The 17,270-nt window shown below is 72.4% G+C and carries 14 protein-coding genes; 13 read left to right on the forward strand and 1 reads right to left on the reverse strand.

Annotated elements, in window-relative coordinates:
- Positions 1 to 35: 35 nt before the first annotated feature.
- The 6 genes from BLR02_RS05565 to BLR02_RS05590 are packed head-to-tail and all read left to right on the forward strand — an operon-like array spanning position 36 to position 6,268.
- Positions 36 to 1,556 carry a flippase gene (locus BLR02_RS05565; protein WP_090562045.1) on the forward strand — a complete coding sequence of 507 codons (1,521 nt, stop codon included), beginning with the start codon at positions 36 to 38 and terminating at the stop codon, positions 1,554 to 1,556.
- The gene (locus tag BLR02_RS05570) at positions 1,553 to 2,623 is read left to right on the forward strand and encodes a glycosyltransferase family 4 protein (protein WP_090661224.1); all 1,071 of its coding nucleotides are present in this window, start codon (positions 1,553 to 1,555) and stop codon (positions 2,621 to 2,623) included. The genes BLR02_RS05565 and BLR02_RS05570 overlap by 4 nt, the downstream gene beginning before the upstream one ends.
- Positions 2,620 to 3,729: a glycosyltransferase gene (locus BLR02_RS05575; RefSeq protein WP_090661227.1), complete on the forward strand. Its 1,110-nt coding sequence runs from the start codon at positions 2,620 to 2,622 to the stop codon at positions 3,727 to 3,729. The genes BLR02_RS05570 and BLR02_RS05575 overlap by 4 nt, the downstream gene beginning before the upstream one ends.
- Positions 3,726 to 4,604, forward strand: a complete 879-nt coding sequence (locus BLR02_RS29295; RefSeq protein WP_176849388.1) for a glycosyltransferase family 2 protein — start codon at positions 3,726 to 3,728, stop codon at positions 4,602 to 4,604. The genes BLR02_RS05575 and BLR02_RS29295 overlap by 4 nt, the downstream gene beginning before the upstream one ends.
- Positions 4,601 to 5,464: a glycosyltransferase family 2 protein gene (locus BLR02_RS05585; protein WP_090661230.1), complete on the forward strand. Its 864-nt coding sequence runs from the start codon at positions 4,601 to 4,603 to the stop codon at positions 5,462 to 5,464. The genes BLR02_RS29295 and BLR02_RS05585 overlap by 4 nt, the downstream gene beginning before the upstream one ends.
- Before the next feature lie 3 nt (positions 5,465 to 5,467).
- A complete protein-coding gene (locus BLR02_RS05590; protein WP_090661232.1) occupies positions 5,468 to 6,268 on the forward strand; it encodes a YdcF family protein in 801 nt (266 codons plus the stop codon).
- 3 nt (positions 6,269 to 6,271) lie between these two features.
- Here BLR02_RS05590 and BLR02_RS29300 read toward each other — a convergent pair whose 3' ends face one another.
- Positions 6,272 to 6,430 carry a hypothetical protein gene (locus BLR02_RS29300; protein WP_176849389.1) on the reverse strand — a complete coding sequence of 53 codons (159 nt, stop codon included), beginning with the start codon at positions 6,428 to 6,430 and terminating at the stop codon, positions 6,272 to 6,274.
- A gap of 241 nt (positions 6,431 to 6,671) precedes the next feature.
- On the opposite strand from BLR02_RS29300, the gene BLR02_RS05595 reads away from it, so the two are divergent.
- The 7 genes from BLR02_RS05595 (at position 6,672) to BLR02_RS05625 (ending at position 17,219) form a co-directional block, all read left to right on the forward strand.
- Positions 6,672 to 7,286: an RNA polymerase sigma factor gene (locus BLR02_RS05595; RefSeq protein WP_245704622.1), complete on the forward strand. Its 615-nt coding sequence runs from the start codon at positions 6,672 to 6,674 to the stop codon at positions 7,284 to 7,286.
- Positions 7,283 to 7,708, forward strand: coding sequence for a hypothetical protein (locus tag BLR02_RS05600; protein WP_090661234.1), 426 nt, complete (start codon positions 7,283 to 7,285; stop codon positions 7,706 to 7,708). The genes BLR02_RS05595 and BLR02_RS05600 overlap by 4 nt, the downstream gene beginning before the upstream one ends.
- Positions 7,708 to 8,145, forward strand: coding sequence for a periplasmic heavy metal sensor (locus BLR02_RS05605; RefSeq protein ID WP_090661237.1), 438 nt, complete (start codon positions 7,708 to 7,710; stop codon positions 8,143 to 8,145). Before BLR02_RS05600 ends, BLR02_RS05605 begins: the two co-directional genes overlap by 1 nt.
- A gap of 1 nt (position 8,146) precedes the next feature.
- On the forward strand, positions 8,147 to 9,586 hold the full coding sequence (locus BLR02_RS05610; RefSeq protein ID WP_090562030.1) for an efflux transporter outer membrane subunit: 1,440 nt from the start codon (positions 8,147 to 8,149) through the stop codon (positions 9,584 to 9,586).
- An 89-nt stretch (positions 9,587 to 9,675) separates the two neighbouring features.
- Positions 9,676 to 10,965, forward strand: coding sequence for an efflux RND transporter periplasmic adaptor subunit (locus BLR02_RS05615; protein ID WP_090661240.1), 1,290 nt, complete (start codon positions 9,676 to 9,678; stop codon positions 10,963 to 10,965).
- A gap of 3 nt (positions 10,966 to 10,968) precedes the next feature.
- Positions 10,969 to 14,115, forward strand: a complete 3,147-nt coding sequence (locus BLR02_RS05620; RefSeq protein WP_090661243.1) for an efflux RND transporter permease subunit — start codon at positions 10,969 to 10,971, stop codon at positions 14,113 to 14,115.
- 2 nt (positions 14,116 to 14,117) lie between these two features.
- Complete coding sequence (locus tag BLR02_RS05625; protein WP_090661247.1) at positions 14,118 to 17,219, forward strand: efflux RND transporter permease subunit; 3,102 nt, start codon at positions 14,118 to 14,120, stop codon at positions 17,217 to 17,219.
- Positions 17,220 to 17,270: the final 51 nt, after the last annotated feature.

Genomic DNA, 17,270 nt, shown 5'->3' on the forward strand with positions numbered 1-17,270 from the left:
CACGGCGCGGCCCAGGCAGCGGGACCTACAGCATCATGGCCGATCCGGCAGAGTCCCGCACCCGCGGCCGCACCATGGTCGCGGGTGTGGTCTGGAACGGGCTGGGGCGCGGCTTGCCGCTTCTCCTCGCCCTGGTCCTCACCCCCGTCCTCATCCATCAGCTCGGCCTCGACCGCTGGGGGCTCTTCACCCTGGCCCTGGCGATGGTGGGCGTCTTCGGGGTTTTCGACTTCGGCGTCGGCCAGGCGCTGACGCGTGCCATCTCCGAGCGCATCGGCACCGGCCGTGGGGGCGATGCTGCGGCGCTGGTGGAGGCGGCGCTGGGGACGCTGCTCGGCATCAGCCTCGTGGTCGCCATCGGCCTCTGGTTCTTCGTGCCGGTGCTGGTGGACCGCCTGCTGCAGGTGCCGCCCGAGCTGCGCGGCCAGGCGATCGGCGCCATGCGGGTCCTGGCCGCGGCGGCCCCGCTGGTCGTGCTGAATGCGGCACTCTGGGGCGTGCTCGCTGCCTATCAGCGCTTCCGGGCGGCCAATCTCGTCACCATCCCGGTGAACCTCTTCTACTATCTCGGCCCGGTGCTGGTGCTGCTGGTCTGGGACAGCCTGATCGGCGTGATGCTGGCCCTCGTCGCCTGCCGGCTGGCCAATACCCTCTCCTACCTGTGGCTGATCCGGCCCCTGGTGCCGGGGCTCGGGCTGCGGTGGCCGCGCATCGCGCTCGTCGCCCCGCTGCTGAGGCTCGGCGGCTGGATGACCTTCTCCGGCCTGCTGACCCAGGCGCTGCTCTATGCCGACCGCTTCCTGATCGGCGCGCTGCTCAGCCTCTCGGCCGTCGCCTTCTATGCGACTCCGCTCGACCTCGTGCTGCGGGTCTGGATCCTGCCGGTCGCCGTGGCGCAGACGCTGCTGCCGGCCTTCGCCTCCTCCTTCGCCAGCGCCCCGGCGCCGACCGCGGCGCTGCTGCGGCGGGGCGGGCTGCTGGTGATGCTGCTGGTCTTCCCCGCCTGCCTGGTGCTGGTTGGCGGGGCACGGGAGATCCTCTGGCTCTGGCTCGGCGAGGGCTTCGCTGCGGGCAGCGCGCGGGTGCTGCAATGGCTCGGCTGCGGCATCTTCTTCTCCTGCGTCGCCTTCGCGCCGAATGCGCTTCTGGATGCGATCGGCCGGCCGGATGCCACGGCGAAATTCGCCGCCCTGCAGGCCGTGATCTTCATCCCGCTGGCCGCGCTGCTGATCCACCTGATCGGCATCGAGGGTGCGGCGATGGCCTGGACTGCGCGGGCCGCGACCGATTGCGCCGGCAAATTCGTGCTGGTCGCGCGGCTCTACCCGCCAGGGGCGGAGGCGGCGCGGCGGCTCGCCCTGCCGATGCTGTGCGGCGGGCTCGGCCTGCTGCTGCTGCTGCCGATGCCGGGCCTCGTGCCGCTGCTGATCGCGGCGACGTTGGCGCTCGGCGTCTTCGCCATCGCCGGGCTACAGAGTTTGGACATCGAGGAGCGAGGCCGGATCGGCGCGCTGATCCGCCAGCCGCGCCTGCTGCTGAAGCCGGGGGCTCTATGATCGCCGTCAACGGGCGCTTCCTGACCCAGCGCATCACCGGCGTGCAGCGCTTCGCCGCCGAGATCACCCGCGCGCTCGACGCCATGGCAGCGGAAGGGCGGCTGCCCGGCGCGCGGCTGCTGCGCCCGGCGGGGGGCCCACCCTCCCCCTTCGCGCATCTGGCCGACGATGCCTTCGGCCGGCTGCGCGGCCAAGCCTGGGAACAGGTCGAGCTTCCGGCGCGGGCGCGGGGCGCGGTGCTGGTCAATCTCGGCAATACCGCGCCGCTGCTGGCGGGCGGGCGGCAGGCGGTCGTCATCCATGATGCCGGCGCCTTCGACACGCCGGAGAGCTACTCCCTCGCCTTCCGCAGCTGGTACCGCAGCCTGCACTGGGCCCTGCCGCGGGCCGGGGCGCGGCTGCTGACCGTCTCCGAATTCTCGCGCGGGCGGATCGCGCATCACCTCGGCATCCCGCCCGAGCGGATCGGCGTGGTGCATGAGGGGGGCGAGCATATCCTGCGCGAGCCGGAGGATGCCGGCGTGCTGGCGCGGCACGGGCTGCAGCCGGGGCGCTTCGCCATCGTCGTCGGCACGCGCGCGGCGCATAAGGGACTCGCCGGCCTCGGCGAGGTGCAGGCCTTGCTCGCCGCGCGCGGGCTGGTGCTGGCGGTCGCCGGGGCGGCGGATGCCAATGTCTTCCGCAATGCGGGCGACCCGGAGGGCCAGGCGGTGGTGCCGCTCGGCCGGGTGACGGATGCCGAGCTGCGGACGCTCTACGCCGCGGCGCTCTGCCTCATCTTCCCCTCGCGCTACGAGGGCTTCGGCCTGCCGCCGCTCGAGGCGATGACCTGCGGCTGCCCGGTTGTCGCCGCCCATGCCGCCGCCGTGCCCGAGGTCTGCGGCGAGGCGGCGCTCTGGTTCGACAATGACGGTCCGCGCCGCCTGCCGGACGCGCTCGCGCGGCTGCTGGAGGAGCCTGGCCTCGGCGCCCGGCTTCGCGCCGAAGGGCTGGCGCGCGCCGCCGGCTTCTCCTGGCGGGCGGCGGCGGAGCGGCTGGTGGCGCTGCTGCCGAAGGGGGATGCGTGAAGGTCGCACTCGTCCATGAATGGCTCGACAGCTATGCGGGATCCGAGCGGGTGCTGGAGCAGCTTCTGCTGATCTGGCCCGAGGCGGATGTCTTCGCCGTCTGCGACTTCCTGCCGGAGGCGGAGCGCGGCTTCCTGCGCGGCAAGCTGGTCACGACGAGCTTCATCCAGCGCCTGCCCCTCGCGCGACGGATGTTCCGCAACTATCTCGGCCTGATGCCGCTGGCGATCGAGCAGCTCGACCTCTCGGGCTATGACCTTGTCGTCTCCTCCTCTCATGCCGTCGCCAAGGGCGTGCTGACCGGGCCGGGGCAGCTTCATGTCAGCTATATCCACAGCCCGATGCGCTATGCCTGGGACCTGCAGCACCAGTATCTCCGCCAGGCACGGCTCGAGACCGGGCTGAAGGGCGCCTATACCCGCTGGCTGCTGCACCGGCTCCGGCTGTGGGACCGCAGCTCGGCGGCGGGCGTCGACAGCCTGGTCGCCAACAGCAGCTACATCGCCGAGCGCATCCGCAAGGTCTGGCGGCGCGAGGCGGCGGTGATCCACCCGCCGGTCGATGTCACGCGCTTCGGGCTGGGGACGGCGCCGCGCGGCGAGCATTACCTCCTGGCCTCGCGCATGGTGCCCTACAAGCGCGTCGAGCTGGTGGTCGAGGCCTTCCGCCGCATGCCCGGACGCAGGCTGGTGGTGACGGGCGACGGGCCGTCGGAGCCCATGGTGCGGGCCGCCGCCGCCGGCGCGCCGAATGTGGAATTGCGCGGCCGGGTGCCCCAGGCGGAGCTCATCTCCCTGACCCAGACGGCCCGCGCCTTCGTCTTCGCCGCCGAGGAGGATTTCGGCATCGCCATGGTGGAGGCGCAGGCCTGCGGCACGCCGCTCATCGCCTTCGGCCGCGGCGGGGCGCGCGACATCGTGCAGGAGGGAACGACCGGCCTGCTCTTCCCCGAGCAGAGCGCCGAGGCGGTGATGGCGGCGGTGGAGCGCTTCGAGGCGCTGCCGGCGCCGATCGCGCCCGAGGCCTGCCGCGCCAACGCGCTGCGCTTCTCGGAGGAGGCCTTCCGCGCCGCGCTCCGCGCGCATGTGGAGGCGCTGCTGCCGTGAGCTTCTCCCTGGTGGTGGCGACGCGCGGGCGGGATGCCGAGCTGGCCGAGTTCTTCGACAGCCTGCTTGCCCAGGGCCGCGCGGATGTCGAGGTGATCGTCGTCGACCAGAATGCCGACGAGCGGCTGGCGCCCATCATGGCCACCTATGAGGGGCGGCTGCCGCTGCTCTGGCGGCGCTCCACGGTGGCCAATGCCTGCCATGCGCGCAATCTCGGCCTGGCCCTGGCGCGAGGCGCCATCGTCGGCTTCCCGGATGACGACTGCACCTACCCGCCGGGCCTGCTGGATCAGGTGGCGGCGGCCTTCGATGGTGACCCGGCGCTCTCCGTGCTGACCGGGCCGGCCGCCTCGCCGGAGGGCGGGCTCGGCTCCGGCCGCTGGCGTGCGGAGGCCGGGCCGATCACGCCGGCCAATGTCTGGACCAGCGTGATCGAGTTCAACCTCTTTCTCCGGCGGGAGGTGGCGCTGGCCATGGGCGGCTTCGACGAGCGGCTGGGTCCGGGCACGTCCTATGGCTCGGCCGAGGGGAATGACCTGGTGCTGCGCGCCATCCGCGCCAGGCATGTGGCGCGCTATGAGCCGGGGCAGCAGGTCGTGCATCCCGACAAGCGGCTGACGCCGGTCGCGGTGGAGCGGGCGACGCTCTACGGGCGCGGGCTCGGCTTCGTGCTGCGGCGGCACCGGGTGCCGGCGGGGGTCTGGCTGCCCTTCCTCATCCGCCCGCTCGGCGGGGCGGTGCTCGGCCTGCTGCGTGGGCGGGTGCTGGCGGCACGCTACTACTGGGCGACGCTGCGGGGACGGCTGGCGGGCTTCACCGCACCCGGGCCGGATCACGGCCTGCCGCTGGCGCCCCTGGCGGAGGCGGCGCGATGAGGCTCGCCATCGGCATCGCCACGCGCGGCCGCCCGGCCATCCTCGCCGAGGTGCTGCGCGAGCTCGGGCGGCAGACGCGGCCGGCCGACCGCATCATCGTCTGCCATGTGACGCCGGAGGATGTCGGCGCGCCCCTGCCCGGCATCGAATACCTCACCGCGCCGGCCGGGCTGCCGCGGCAGCGCAACGCCATCATGGACCGGGCGGCGGATTGCGACATCCTGCTCTTCCTCGACGACGACTTCCTCGCCGCGCCCGGCTATTGCGCCGTGACCGAGGCGGTCTTCGCCGCGCGGCCGGATGTGGTCGTCACCACCGGCACCGTCATCGCCGATGGCGCCAATGGGCCGGGCTATACCGTCGAGGAGGGCCGCGCGCTGCTCGCCGCCGATGCGCCGCCCGCCGGGCAGCTCGACGCGCATCCGCATTTCAACGGCTATGGCTGCAACATGGCCTTCCGCATGGCGGTGGTGCGCGAGCACGGCATCCGCGTCGACGAGGCACTGCCGGCCTATGCCTGGTACGAGGACCTCGATGTGACGCGGCTGATCGGCCGGCACGGGGCGATCCTCCGGCTCGGCGGGGCGCGGGGCGTGCATCTCGGCGCCAAGGTCGGGCGGACGCCGGGGCTGAAGCTCGGCTACTCGCAGATCGCCAACCCGGTCTATCTCGCCCGCAAGGGGACCTATCCCTGGAACCGGGCGCTGCGGAGCATGGCGCGGCACTGCGCGATGAACCTCGCCCGCAGCCCACGGCCGGAACCGTGGGCCGATCGCTGGGGGCGCTTCCGCGGCAACATGCTGGCACTCGCCGACCTGCTGCGCGGCCGGCTGCGGCCGGGCCGGATCGAGGAGCTCTAGCCCGTGGAGGATGTGACCTACCTCCTCTCGAAGCTGCTGTGGTTCCCGGCGAAGCCCGGCAACGCGGCGCTGCTGCTGATCGCCATCGGCCTCGCCCTGCTGTGGCGCGGGCGGCGCTGGGGGCGCTGGCCGGCCTTGGCCGGGCTCGGCTTCTTCGTCGCCTTGATGGCGCTGCCGCTGCACCAGTGGGTGCAGGCGCCGCTGGAGGACCGCTTCGCCCGGCCGGCGGCGGAGCCGGCGCATATCGACGGCATCGTCGTGCTTGGCGGCGCCGTCGAGCAGAACCTGACCGAGGCGCGCGGCATCCCGGCGCTGAACGGCGCCGCCGAGCGGATGACGGAGCCCGTCGCCCTGCTGCGGCGCCACCCCGAGGCGCGGCTGGTCTTCACCGGCGGCCAGGGCTCGCTGGTGCATGGCGGCGTGACGGAAGCCGATGTCGCCGCCGCGCTCTGGCGCGACCTCGGCGTGCCGGCCGACCGGCTGGTGCTGGAGCGGCAGGCGCGCAACACCTGGGAGAACGCCACCCTCACCCGCCAGCTGGTGCAGCCGAAGCCGGGCGAGACCTGGCTGCTGGTCACCTCGGCCAGCCACATGCCGCGCGCCATGGGCGTGTTCCGCCGGGCGGGCTGGACGGAGATCACCCCCTGGCCGGTGAATTACCGCACCGGGTCGACCTTCGCCGCGCAAACCGATGCCTCCCTCCCCGACCGCCTGCGCGAATTCGAGTGGAGCGTCCGCGAATGGGTGGGGCTGGTCGCCTATCACCTCCTCGGCCGGACGGATGCGGTCTTCCCGGCGCCCTGAGCGCTACCGCCGCCAGGCCTGGACCGGCAGGGGATGATGGGTCCCGTCGGCTGGACAGGCGGCCGGGCCGGCCTCCTCGCGCCGATGCTCCGGCTGCGGCTGGTCCAACCCGTCCAGCCAGCGCAGCCGCAGCGTCGTCCAAAGCCCGGACATCTCCGTCATCCTCTGCATCATCCCGTCCCCGGTCCCGTGTGAGGGCCGGGGAGATGCCAGTGGCCGGTCGCGCGACGATCCCGCTGCGTCGCGGATGTCACGCGCTGCGTCGCAAGGACACGCCAGGTTGCTTGCCCGCACGGTTTTCGATCGGCTAGGCCGGGGTCATGAGCATCGCCACCCGGGGAAGTGAATCAGCGCCGTGGGTTGGCCGGAGCCGCATCGTATCAACCCGCGGAACCGGATGCCGATGCTACTCACCCTCCCCTTCGCCCGCTTGCCGCTCGAGGCGCCACGCTGCGCACCGCGCCCGATGATCGACCCGGCGGCCGACGACGCGGCGCTGATGGCGCTCGCCGGCGCGGGCGACCGGGCTGCCTTCAATCTCCTGGTCGGCCGGCATGGCGAAAGGGCGCTGCGCCTCGCGCTCCGTATCCTCGGCGATGCGGCCGAGGCGGAGGAGGTGGCGCAGGAGGCCTTCCTGCGCGCCTGGCAGGCCGCCGCCGGCTTCGACCCGGGGCGGGCGCGCTTCACCACCTGGCTGCACCGCATCGTCGTCAACCTGGCGATCGACCGGACGCGGCGCCGCGCCGGCGCGCCCATGGCCGGGCTCGACGCCGTGGCCGAGCTGGCCGATCCGGGGCCGGGCCCCGAGGCGGCGGCATCGGCGGCCGAGTCGCGGGCGGCGCTCGCCGCCGCGCTGGAGGGCCTGCCGCCCCGGCAAAGGGCCGCCATCGCCCTCGCCTACGAGCAGGAATTGAGCGGGGCCGAGGCAGCGGCCGTGCTGAAGGTTTCGGAACGCGCGCTGGAAGGCCTGTTGCGGCGTGCCCGGCTGCTGCTGCGCAGCCGATTGGGGGGCCAATGAACACCAAGCAATTCGCCCGGGCGCTCGACCGGCATGGCCCGGTGATGGCGGGCTGGCCGGAGACCGAGCGCGCCGCTGCCGCCACGCTGCTCGCCGGCTCGGCCGAGGCACGCGGGCTGCTGCAGGCGGCGCTGGCACTCGACGCGCGGCTGCAGCGGGACCTGCCGCAGCCGGATGCGGCGGCGGTGGCCCGGCTGCAGGCCGGCATCGCCCGGCGCATCGCCCGCGCGCCGCTGCCGTCGCCGCCAGGGCCCCTGCCCCGCCTGCTGGCGCTGCTCCGCCCCGCCGCGCCGGCGGGCTGGGGGGCACTGGCCACCATGGCGACCTGCGCCCTCTGGCTCAGCCTCTCGCCGCCCCGCGCCGCGCCGGAGGATCCCTTCGGCCCCCTGCAAACCCTGCCCCTCGCGGGAGACCTCTTCTGATGCTCCGCCCATCCGGCCGGACCCTCATCACCGCCCTCTGCGGCGCCTCCCTGATGCTCAACCTCGTCCTCGGCGGGCTGCTCTGGTGGCGGCCGGGGCCACCGCCACGGGGCGGTCGCGGCTTCGACCGCATGGTCGGGCGGATCGAGGCGGCCTTGCCGGAACCCGACCGGCCCCGCTTCCGTGCCGTGCTGGCGGCCGAACGGCCCCGCTATGCCGATGCGCTGGCTGCCATGCGCGCCGCCAGCGCCGAGGTCGATGCGGTGATCCGGCGCGACCCCTATGACCCGGCCGCCCTGCGCGGCGCCATGGCGATCTGGGCCGAGCGGATGACGGCCTTCAACCTCGCCTTCGGCGATACCCTGGCCGAGGCGCTCAGCGCTGTCTCGCCCGAGGGCCGCGCCCAGATCGCCGCCGCGCGCCGGCCAGGCGGCTGAGATGGCCCGCTCCCCTCTCCGCCGCGCGGCCCCGGCCGCCGCGGCGCTGCTGCTCGGCGGCTGCTCCACGCTCGGCAATTGGCTGACGCCGCCCGGCACCTCCTCGGGCATCCCCCTGCCAGGCCGCATGGCGGCGGTGGATGCGGCCGAGCCGATCCAGTGGCCGGACCCGCATTGGTGGCGCGGCTTCGGCTCGGCCGAGCTCGACGGGCTGATGGCGGAGGCGATGGCGGCGAACAACGACATCGCCGCCGCCGTGGCGCGCATCCGGCAGGCCGATGCGCAGATCCGCATCGCCGGCGCGACGCTGCTGCCGACGCTCGACCTCACCACCCGGGCGACGCGCTCGCAGAGCGGCAGCGCCTCCTCCGCCTCCATCGCGGGCTTCGGCGGCGGCGGCAGCCGTATCCGGGTGAGCTCGAACGACCAGCTCACCTTCTCGGCCAGCTACGAGATCGATTTCTGGGGCAAGAACCGGGGCCAGGTGGAGGCGGCGCAGCAATCCGCCTCGGCCACCCGCTTCGATGCCGGGACGGTGACGCTCACCACCCAGGCCTCGGTGGCGAATACCTATTTCGCCGTGCTCTCGGCCCAGGAGACGCTCGAGATCCAGCGGCAGAACCTGGTGATCGCCCAGCGGGTGCTGCGGGTGATCCGCCAGCGCGTGGCCGTCGGCACCGCGACCGGCCTCGACCTCGCCCAGCAGGAGACGGTGGTGGCGCAGCAGCAGGCGCAGATCCCGCCCCTGGTGCAGGAGCTGGAGCAGAACCGCAATTCCCTCGGCACGCTGGTGGCGCGGCCGCCGGAGACGGTGCGGCTGGAAGGCGGGGTGTTCAACCGCCTCGCCGTGCCGAAGGTGACGCCCGGCCTGCCGGCCGAGGTGCTGGCGCGCCGCCCCGACGTGCTGAACGCCGAGGCGGCACTGGCCGCGGCCAATGCCAATATCGTCGTGGCACGGGCCCAGCTGCTGCCCTCGGTCACGCTGACCGGCACGGGCGGATTCAGCAGCCTCGCGCTCGAGAACCTGCTGCGGCCGGGCTCCGTCATCTTCAACATCGCTGGCGGGCTGGTCCAGCCGATCTTCCGCGGCGGCGCGCTGCGCGGCCAGGTCGAGCTGAATGAGGGGCGGGCCCAGGAGCTGCTGGCCCTCTACCGCAATGCCATCCTCAATGCGCTGGTCGATGCCGAGAACGCCCTGGTGGCGCTGCGCCAGACCACCGAGCAGGAGGCGCTGCAATCCAATGCGGTGCGGATGGCCGAGCGGGCCTACAATATCAGCGAGGCGCAGCTCGAGGCCGGCACCATCGACCAGGTGACCTTGCTGAACACCCAGCAGACCCTGTTCTCGGCCCGCGTGACGCTTGCCGATGCCCGGCTGGCCCGGCTGCAGGCGGCGGTCGCGCTGTTCCGTGCGCTGGGCGGGGGCTGGACCGGCATTTGAGGTTGCAGTTCGTCACCTGAATAACCTCATGGGGAGGCTGCCCTCCCGCCGTATCATCCACATTCCGTACCGAGGTTCCCGACCCGCCCATGCGCCGTTTTTTCCTGATCCTGCTGACCCTCGGGCTGATTGGCGGCGCCGGTGCGGGTGCCTGGTACTACTGGAAGGGCCGCGAGCAGGCGGCAGCCCAGGCCCCAGGCGGTCCGGGTGCGGCCGGGCCACGCCCGGCTGGCCCCGGCGCGGGCCGGGCAGGCCGCGGCGGGGCGGTGCCGGTGACGGTCGCCGAGGCGCGGCGGCAGGACGTGCCGATCATGCTCGATGCCATCGGCACGGTGCAGGCCTTCAACACCATCACCGTCCGCGCCCAGGTCGACGGGCAGCTGGTCGAGATCGCCTTCCAGGAAGGCCAGATGGTCAGGAAGGGCGATGTGCTGGCGCGGATCGATCCGCGCAGCTACCAGGCGGCGCTCGACCAGGCCGTCGCCAAGAAGGCGCAGGACGAGGCGCTGCTGGCCAATGCGCGGCTCGATCTCCAGCGCTACACCACCCTGGCGCGGAACGAGGGCGTCTCCCGCCAGCAGCAGGACACGCAGCGCTCCACAGTCGCGCAGTACGAGGCCATCGTCGCCGCCGACCAGGCGGCGATCGACAGCGCGCGGACGCAGCTCTCCTTCACCACCATCCGCTCGCCGATCGACGGCCGGGTGGGGCTGCGCCTGGTCGACCAGGGCAATCTGGTCCGCTCGGGCGACGCCACGGGCATCGTCACGATCTCCCAGCTGCAGCCCATCGCGGTGACCTTCACCCTGCCGCAGCAGGAGCTCGGGCGGGTGCTCGAGGCGCTGGAGCGGGGCAAGGTGCCGGTCCAGGTCCTGCGGTCGATGAGCGGCGGGGCGCCGCAGACCCTGGGCGCCGGCCGGGCCGGGGTGCCCGGCCCGATCCTCGGCGAGTTGCAGACCCTCGACAACGCCGTCGATGCCTCGACCGGCACCATCAAGCTGAAGGCGGTCTTTGCCAATGAGGACAGCCGGCTCTGGCCGGGTGCCTTCGTCAATGCCCGGCTGCGGATCGACACCGTCCCCGATGCGGTCACGGTGCCGCTGGTGGCCGTTCAGCGCGGGCCGGACGGCGCCTTCGCCTTCGTGCTGAAGGACGACCAGACGGTGGAGCAGCGCATGCTGCAGCTCGGCGTGCTGACCGCGGCCGACGCCGTGGTGCGGCGCGGCGTGGAGCCGGGCGAGAAGGTGGTGACCTCGGGCGCGCTGCGCCTCAGCCCCGGCACGGCCGTCACCCCGACCGAGGAGGGCGCGCCCGAGAATGCGCCGGCGCCCGGGCAGCGGCGCCTTCGCCCCCGCCAGGCGGCGGATGCGGGCCAGTAGGGCGTGAACATCTCGGCCCCCTTCATCGCCCGGCCGATCGCGACGACGCTGCTCGCCATCGCCGTGCTGCTCTGCGGCGGCTTCGGCTATCTGCGGCTGCCCGTCTCCGCCCTGCCGGAGGTGGACTTCCCGACCATCGAGGTGACGACCAGCCTGCCCGGCGGCTCGCCCGAGACGGTGGCGCTGCTGGTCACCGCCTCGCTGGAGCGCCAGTTGGCGCAGATCGCCGGGCTGACCGACATCGTCTCCACCAGCGGCCCGGGGACGAGCCGCATCACCATGCAGTTCAACCTCGGCCGCAACATCGACGATGCGGCGCAGGACGTGCAGGCGGCGATCAACTCGGCCAGGGGGACGCTGCCCGCCAACCTGCCCTACCCGCCGACCTATGCGAAGGTGAACCCGGCCGACCCGCCCATCATCACCCTCGCCCTTACCTCCGGGACCCTGCCGCTGCATCGCCTGTCGGATGCGGCCGATACGCTGCTCGGCCAGCGGCTGGCGCAGGTGAGCGGCGTCGGGCGGGTGCTGGTGCAGGGCAACATGCGTCCCGCGGTGCGCATCCAGGCGGACCCCGTGCGCCTCGCCGCCTATGGCCTGTCGCTCGAGGATGTGCGGACGGCGGTCGCCGCCGGCAACGTCAACACGCCGAAGGGCAGCGTGGACGGGCCACGCCAGGCGAGCACCGTCATGGCGAATGACCAGATCGACCGGCCGGAGGCCTTCGCCGACCTCATCATCGCCTGGCGCAACGGCGCCCCGGTGCGGCTGCGCGATGTCGGCACCGCCGTGCAGGATCTGGAGAACACCCTCACCGGCGCCTGGTTCGACGGCGGCCAGGCGGTGCTGATCGACGTGCAGCGGCAGCCGGGGGCGAACATCGTCCAGACCGTCGCCGATATCCGCGAGCAGCTGCCGATGCTGGAGCGTGCCCTGCCGCAGGGGGCGCGGCTGGCGGTGGTGGCCGACCGGACGGGGACGATCCGCGCCTCGGTCCATGACGTGCAGTTCACCCTGGCGCTCGCGGTCGTGCTGGTCGTCGCGGTGATCTTCGTCTTCCTGCGCAGCCTGCGGGCCACGCTCATCCCCGGCATCGCCCTGCCGCTCTCGATCATCGGCACCTTCGGGGTGATGGCGCTCTGCGGCTTCTCGCTCGACAACCTCTCGCTGATGGCGCTGACCATCGCCACCGGCTTCGTCGTCGACGATGCGATCGTGATGATCGAGAACATCGTCCGGCTGATCGAGGAGGGGATGAAGCCGCTGGCCGCCGCCTATGAGGGCGCGCGGCAGATCGGCTTCACCATCGTCTCGCTGACCGTCTCGCTGATCGCCGTCTTCATCCCGCTGCTCTTCATGCCGGGCGTGGTCGGCCGGCTGTTCCAGGAATTCGCCCTGACGCTGACCATCGCGGTGCTGGTCTCCATGGTCGTGTCGCTGACTCTGACGCCGATGATGTGCGGCTGGCTGCTGAAGCCGCATGCGCAGGCACGGCCGGGCCGGCTCTCCCAGGCGACCGAGCGGTTCCTCGATGCCTGCCGCGATGCCTATGGCCGCAGCCTGCGCCGGGCGCTGCGGCATGAGGGGCTGATGCTGCTGCTGGCGACGCTGACCGTCGCCGGCACCGTCTGGCTCTACATCGAGATGCCGAAGGGCTTCCTGCCGCAGCAGGATACCGGCCTGCTGGTCGCGGCCGTCGAGGCGCCGGACGACGTCTCCTTCAGCCGCATGTCGGCGCTGCAGCAGGAGGTGGCGGCGATCATCCGCGCCGATCCGGACGTGACCGGCGTCGCCTCCGTGGTCGGCGCCGGCGTCGTCAACGCGGCGCAGAATACCGGGCGCATCAGCGCCGTGCTGCGGCCGCGGGAGGAGCGGCAGGCGGATGCCCGGGCGATCATCGACCGGCTGCAGCCGAAGCTCGACGTCCTGCCCCAGGTGGTGGTCCACCTCCAGCCGGTGCAGGACATCCAGATCGGCGCCCGGGCGGGCAGCACCGCCTTCCAGTACACGCTGATGAACCCGGACCCGGTGGAGCTCGGCCGCTGGGCGCCGCAGCTGGAGCGGAAGCTCGGCACCCTGCCCATCCTGCGCGACGTCGCCTCCGACCAGCGCGACGGCGGCATCCGCGTCACCATCGATGTGGACCGCGACAAGGCCGGGCGGCTCGGCGTGACCATGCAGGCGATCGACGACGTGCTCTACGACGCCTTCGGCCAGCGCCAGATCAGCACCATCTACGCCCAGAACAACCAGTACCGCGTGGTCCTGGAGGCGGACCCGGCCATCCGCGACGACCCCGACAAGGTGGGCATGCTGCGCGTGCCGGCGACGGCCGGGCAGCAGACCACCGCCCAGGGCACGCCGGCCACCGCCAGCAACACCCCGCAGGTGCCGCTGTCGGAGCTGGCCCGGATCGGCCGGGCCGCCGGGCCGCTGACGGTGACGAAGCAGGGGCAGTTCCCCTCCGTCACCATCGGCTTCGACCTCGCCCCCGGCGCCTCCCTTGGCGAGGCGGTGGCGGCGATCCGCGCGGCGGAGGCCGAGATCGGCATGCCGGAGACCATCGTCGGCCGCTTCGCCGGCGACGCGGCGGAATTCCAGCGTTCGCTCGCGGGCGAGCCCTGGCTGATCCTCACCGCCATCATCGTCATCTACATCGTGCTCGGCGTCCTGTACGAGAGCGTGATCCACCCGATCACCATCCTCTCCACCCTGCCCTCGGCGGGCATCGGCGCGCTGCTCGCGCTCCAGCTCTTCGGGCTCGACCTCTCGGTGGTGGGGCTGATCGGCATCGTGCTGCTGATGGGCATCGTCAAGAAGAACGCCATCATGATGATCGACTTCGCCCTCGAGGCGCAGCGCGACCGCGGGATGCCGCCGCGCGAGGCGATCATCGAGGCCTCGCTCATGCGTTTCCGCCCGATCATGATGACGACGCTCGCCGCCCTGCTCGGCGCCCTGCCCCTGGTGCTCGAAAGCGGCACGGGGTCGGAGCTGCGGCTGCCGCTCGGCGTCTCGGTCATCGGCGGCCTGCTGCTGAGCCAGGTCATCACCCTCTACACCACGCCGGTGATCTACCTGGCGATGGAGGGGCTGCGCGCACGGGCGAGGCGGCTGGTGCGGGCGCCGCAGGCGCAGGCGGCGGAGTAGCCGTGTCGATCTCCGAACCCTTCATCCGGCGGCCGATCGCCACGGCGCTGCTCTCGATCGGCATCGCGCTCGCCGGCATCGTCTCCTACTTCAACCTGCCCGTCGCGCCGCTGCCGAGCGTGGACCTGCCGACCATCGTCATCGGCGCCGGGCAGCCGGGTGCGGACCCGGCGACCATGGCCTCCTCCGTCGCGGCGCCGCTCGAGCGCCGGCTCGGCGCCATCGCCGGCGTGACGGAGATGACCTCCACCTCCTCGCTCGGCGCCACCTCCATCATCGTCCAGTTCGACCTCTCCCGCAGCGTCGAGGGTGCGGCGCGGGACGTGCAGGCGGCGATCAACGCGGCGGGCAGCGACCTGCCGGCGGGCCTTGCCATCCAACCCTATTTCCGCAAGGCCAATCCGGGCGACGCGCCCGTGCTCATCATGGCGCTCGGCTCGGACACCGCCACGCCCGGCGCCGTCTACGACGCGGCCGACAGCCTGGTCGGCCCCCGCATCGCCCAGATCCCGGGCGTCGCCCAGGTCGCCATCGCCGGGGCGGAGCAGCCGGCGGTGCGCGTCACGGTGGACCCGGCGGCGGCCAAGGCGGCCGGCATCGGGATGGAGCAGATCCGCCGGGCCATCAACGACAACAACGTCACCCAGGCCACCGGGCTGATCGACGGCACCCAGCAATCCGCCGCCATCGCGGTGAACGACCGGCTGAACACGCCGGAGGAATACGGCCGGATCATCCTGAAATCCGCCAATGGCGCCATCGTCCGCATCAGCTCCATCGCCCGCGTGGCGCTCGACGTGCGCGACCGGCGGCAGGGCGGCTCGGTCGACGGGCGGCCGGCGGTGCTGATGATCATCTTCAAGCAGCCGGATGCCAATGTCATCGAGGTGGTGAACGGCATTCAGCGCATGCTGCCGGAGGTGGAGCGCTGGCTGCCGGGCGGGGTGCATATCCGCACCATCCGCGACCGGTCGGAGACCATCCGCGCCAGCGTGCATGACGTGCAGCAGACCCTGCTGATCTCGATCGCCCTGGTCATCGCCGTCGTGGCGCTCTTCCTCGGCCGGACCTCGGCGGTGGCGGCGGCGGGCGCCTCGGTGCCGCTCTCGCTGCTGGGGACGCTGGCGGTGATGTGGATGATCGGCTACTCGCTCGACAACCTCTCGCTCATGGCGCTCACCATCTCGGTCGGCTTCGTCGTGGACGATGCCATCGTCATGATCGAGAACATGGCGCGCCTGATGGAGCGCGGCATGAAGCCGCTGGAGGCGGCCCTCCTTGGCGCGCGGCAGATCGGCTTCACCGTCGTCTCCATCACCGTCTCGCTGATCGCGGTCTTCATCCCCCTGCTGTTCATGGGGGGCATCGTCGGGCGGCTGTTCCGCGAATTCTCGGCGACCCTCGCCATCGCGGTCGGCATCTCGGGCGTCGTCTCGCTCACCCTGACGCCGATGATGGCGGGGCGCCTCGCCCGCCCAGGCCCGCACCGGCCGGGCCTCGTCATCCGCCTGGTCGATGCGGGGATGGAGCGCATGACGCGGGGCTACATCTGGTCGCTCCGCCATGTGCTGCGCGTCCGGCGGATCATGCTGGTGCTGACCCTCGGGCTGATCGGGGTGACGGTCTGGCTCTATGTCATCGTCCCCAAGGGTTTCTTCCCCGACCAGGATACCGGCCTCGTCATCGGCACGACGCGGGCGCCGCCCGACACCTCGTTCGAGGCGATGCAGATCCTGCAGGAGCGGGTTGTGCAGGTGCTGATGCGGGACCCGGCGGTAGCCAGCATCGCCTCCCAGGTCGGCGGTGGCGGGGGCAATTCCTCGGGCAACCAGGGGCGCATCTTCCTCAGCCTGAAGCCGCTGGCGGAGCGGGACAATGTCTCCGCCTCCCAGGTGATCGACCGGCTGCGGCGGCCACTCGGCGTCATCCCCGGCATGCAGACCTTCCTGCGCGCGGTGCAGGATATCGGCATCGGCGGCCGGGCCGGGAATGCGCAGTTCCAGTTCGTCCTGCTCTCGCCCGATCTCGAGGGGCTGGAGACCTGGTCGGAGACGCTGGTGCAGAAGCTCCGCACCCTGCCGGGCCTCACCGATGTCTCGTCCGACCAGCAACGGGCCGGGCTCGTCACCCGGCTGGCGATCGACCGCGAGGCGGCGGCGCGGCTCGGCGTCAGCGTCGCGGCCATCGCCTCGGCGCTGAACAGCGGCTTCGCCCAGCGCCAGGTCTCCATCATCTACCGCGCCCGCAACCAGTATCGCGTGGTGCTGGAGCTGGAGCCGGGGATGCAGCAATTCCCCGAGCAGGTGGACGACATCTACGTCCCCGGCGCGGGCGGGGTGCAGGTGCCGCTCTCGAGCCTCGTCACCCTCAGCCGCGGCACCGCCCCGCTGGCGGTGACCCATCAGGGCCAGTACCCGGCGGCGACGATCACCTTCAACCTCGCCCCGGACATGTCGCTCGGCCAGGCCGCCGCGGCGGTCGAGCAGGCAACGCGCGAGATCGGCCTGCCGGACGGCATGCGGACGGAATTCGCCGGCAATGCCAAGGCCTTCCAGTCCTTCGCCCGCGACCAGCCGCTGCTGATCCTGGCGGCGCTGCTGACGATCTATATCGTTCTCGGCGTGCTCTACGAGCACCTGCTGCACCCGGTGACGATCCTCTCGACCCTGCCCACGGCCGGCATCGGCGCGCTGCTGGCGCTGCTGGTGACCGACACGCCCTTCACCGTCATCGCCCTGATCGGCGTCATCCTGCTGATGGGGATCGTGAAGAAGAACGCGATCATGCTGGTGGACTTCGCCCTGGAGCATGAGCGGAGCGAGGGCATCGGCGGCGTCGAGGCCATCATGGCCGCCTGCCGCGAGCGGTTCCGGCCCATCCTGATGACGACCCTGGCCGCCGTCTTCGGCGCAGTGCCGCTGGCCATGGCCTCCGGCGCCGGCTCCGAGCTGCGGCAACCGCTCGGCGTCACCATCATCGGCGGGCTGCTGCTCTCCCAGCTCCTGACCCTCTACACCACACCCGTGGTTTATCTGGCACTCGACGGCGTCGGACGTCGCCGGACGGCTCACCAAGGCGTGACGGCACCGGCACCGGCGGAGTAGGTAGGGGGCTGAAGGCGCGGCACCCGACCGCGCCGCAACGACCGGAGCCCG

The sequence above is a fragment of the Belnapia rosea genome (genome assembly GCF_900101615.1).
GTDB lineage: Bacteria > Pseudomonadota > Alphaproteobacteria > Acetobacterales > Acetobacteraceae > Belnapia > Belnapia rosea.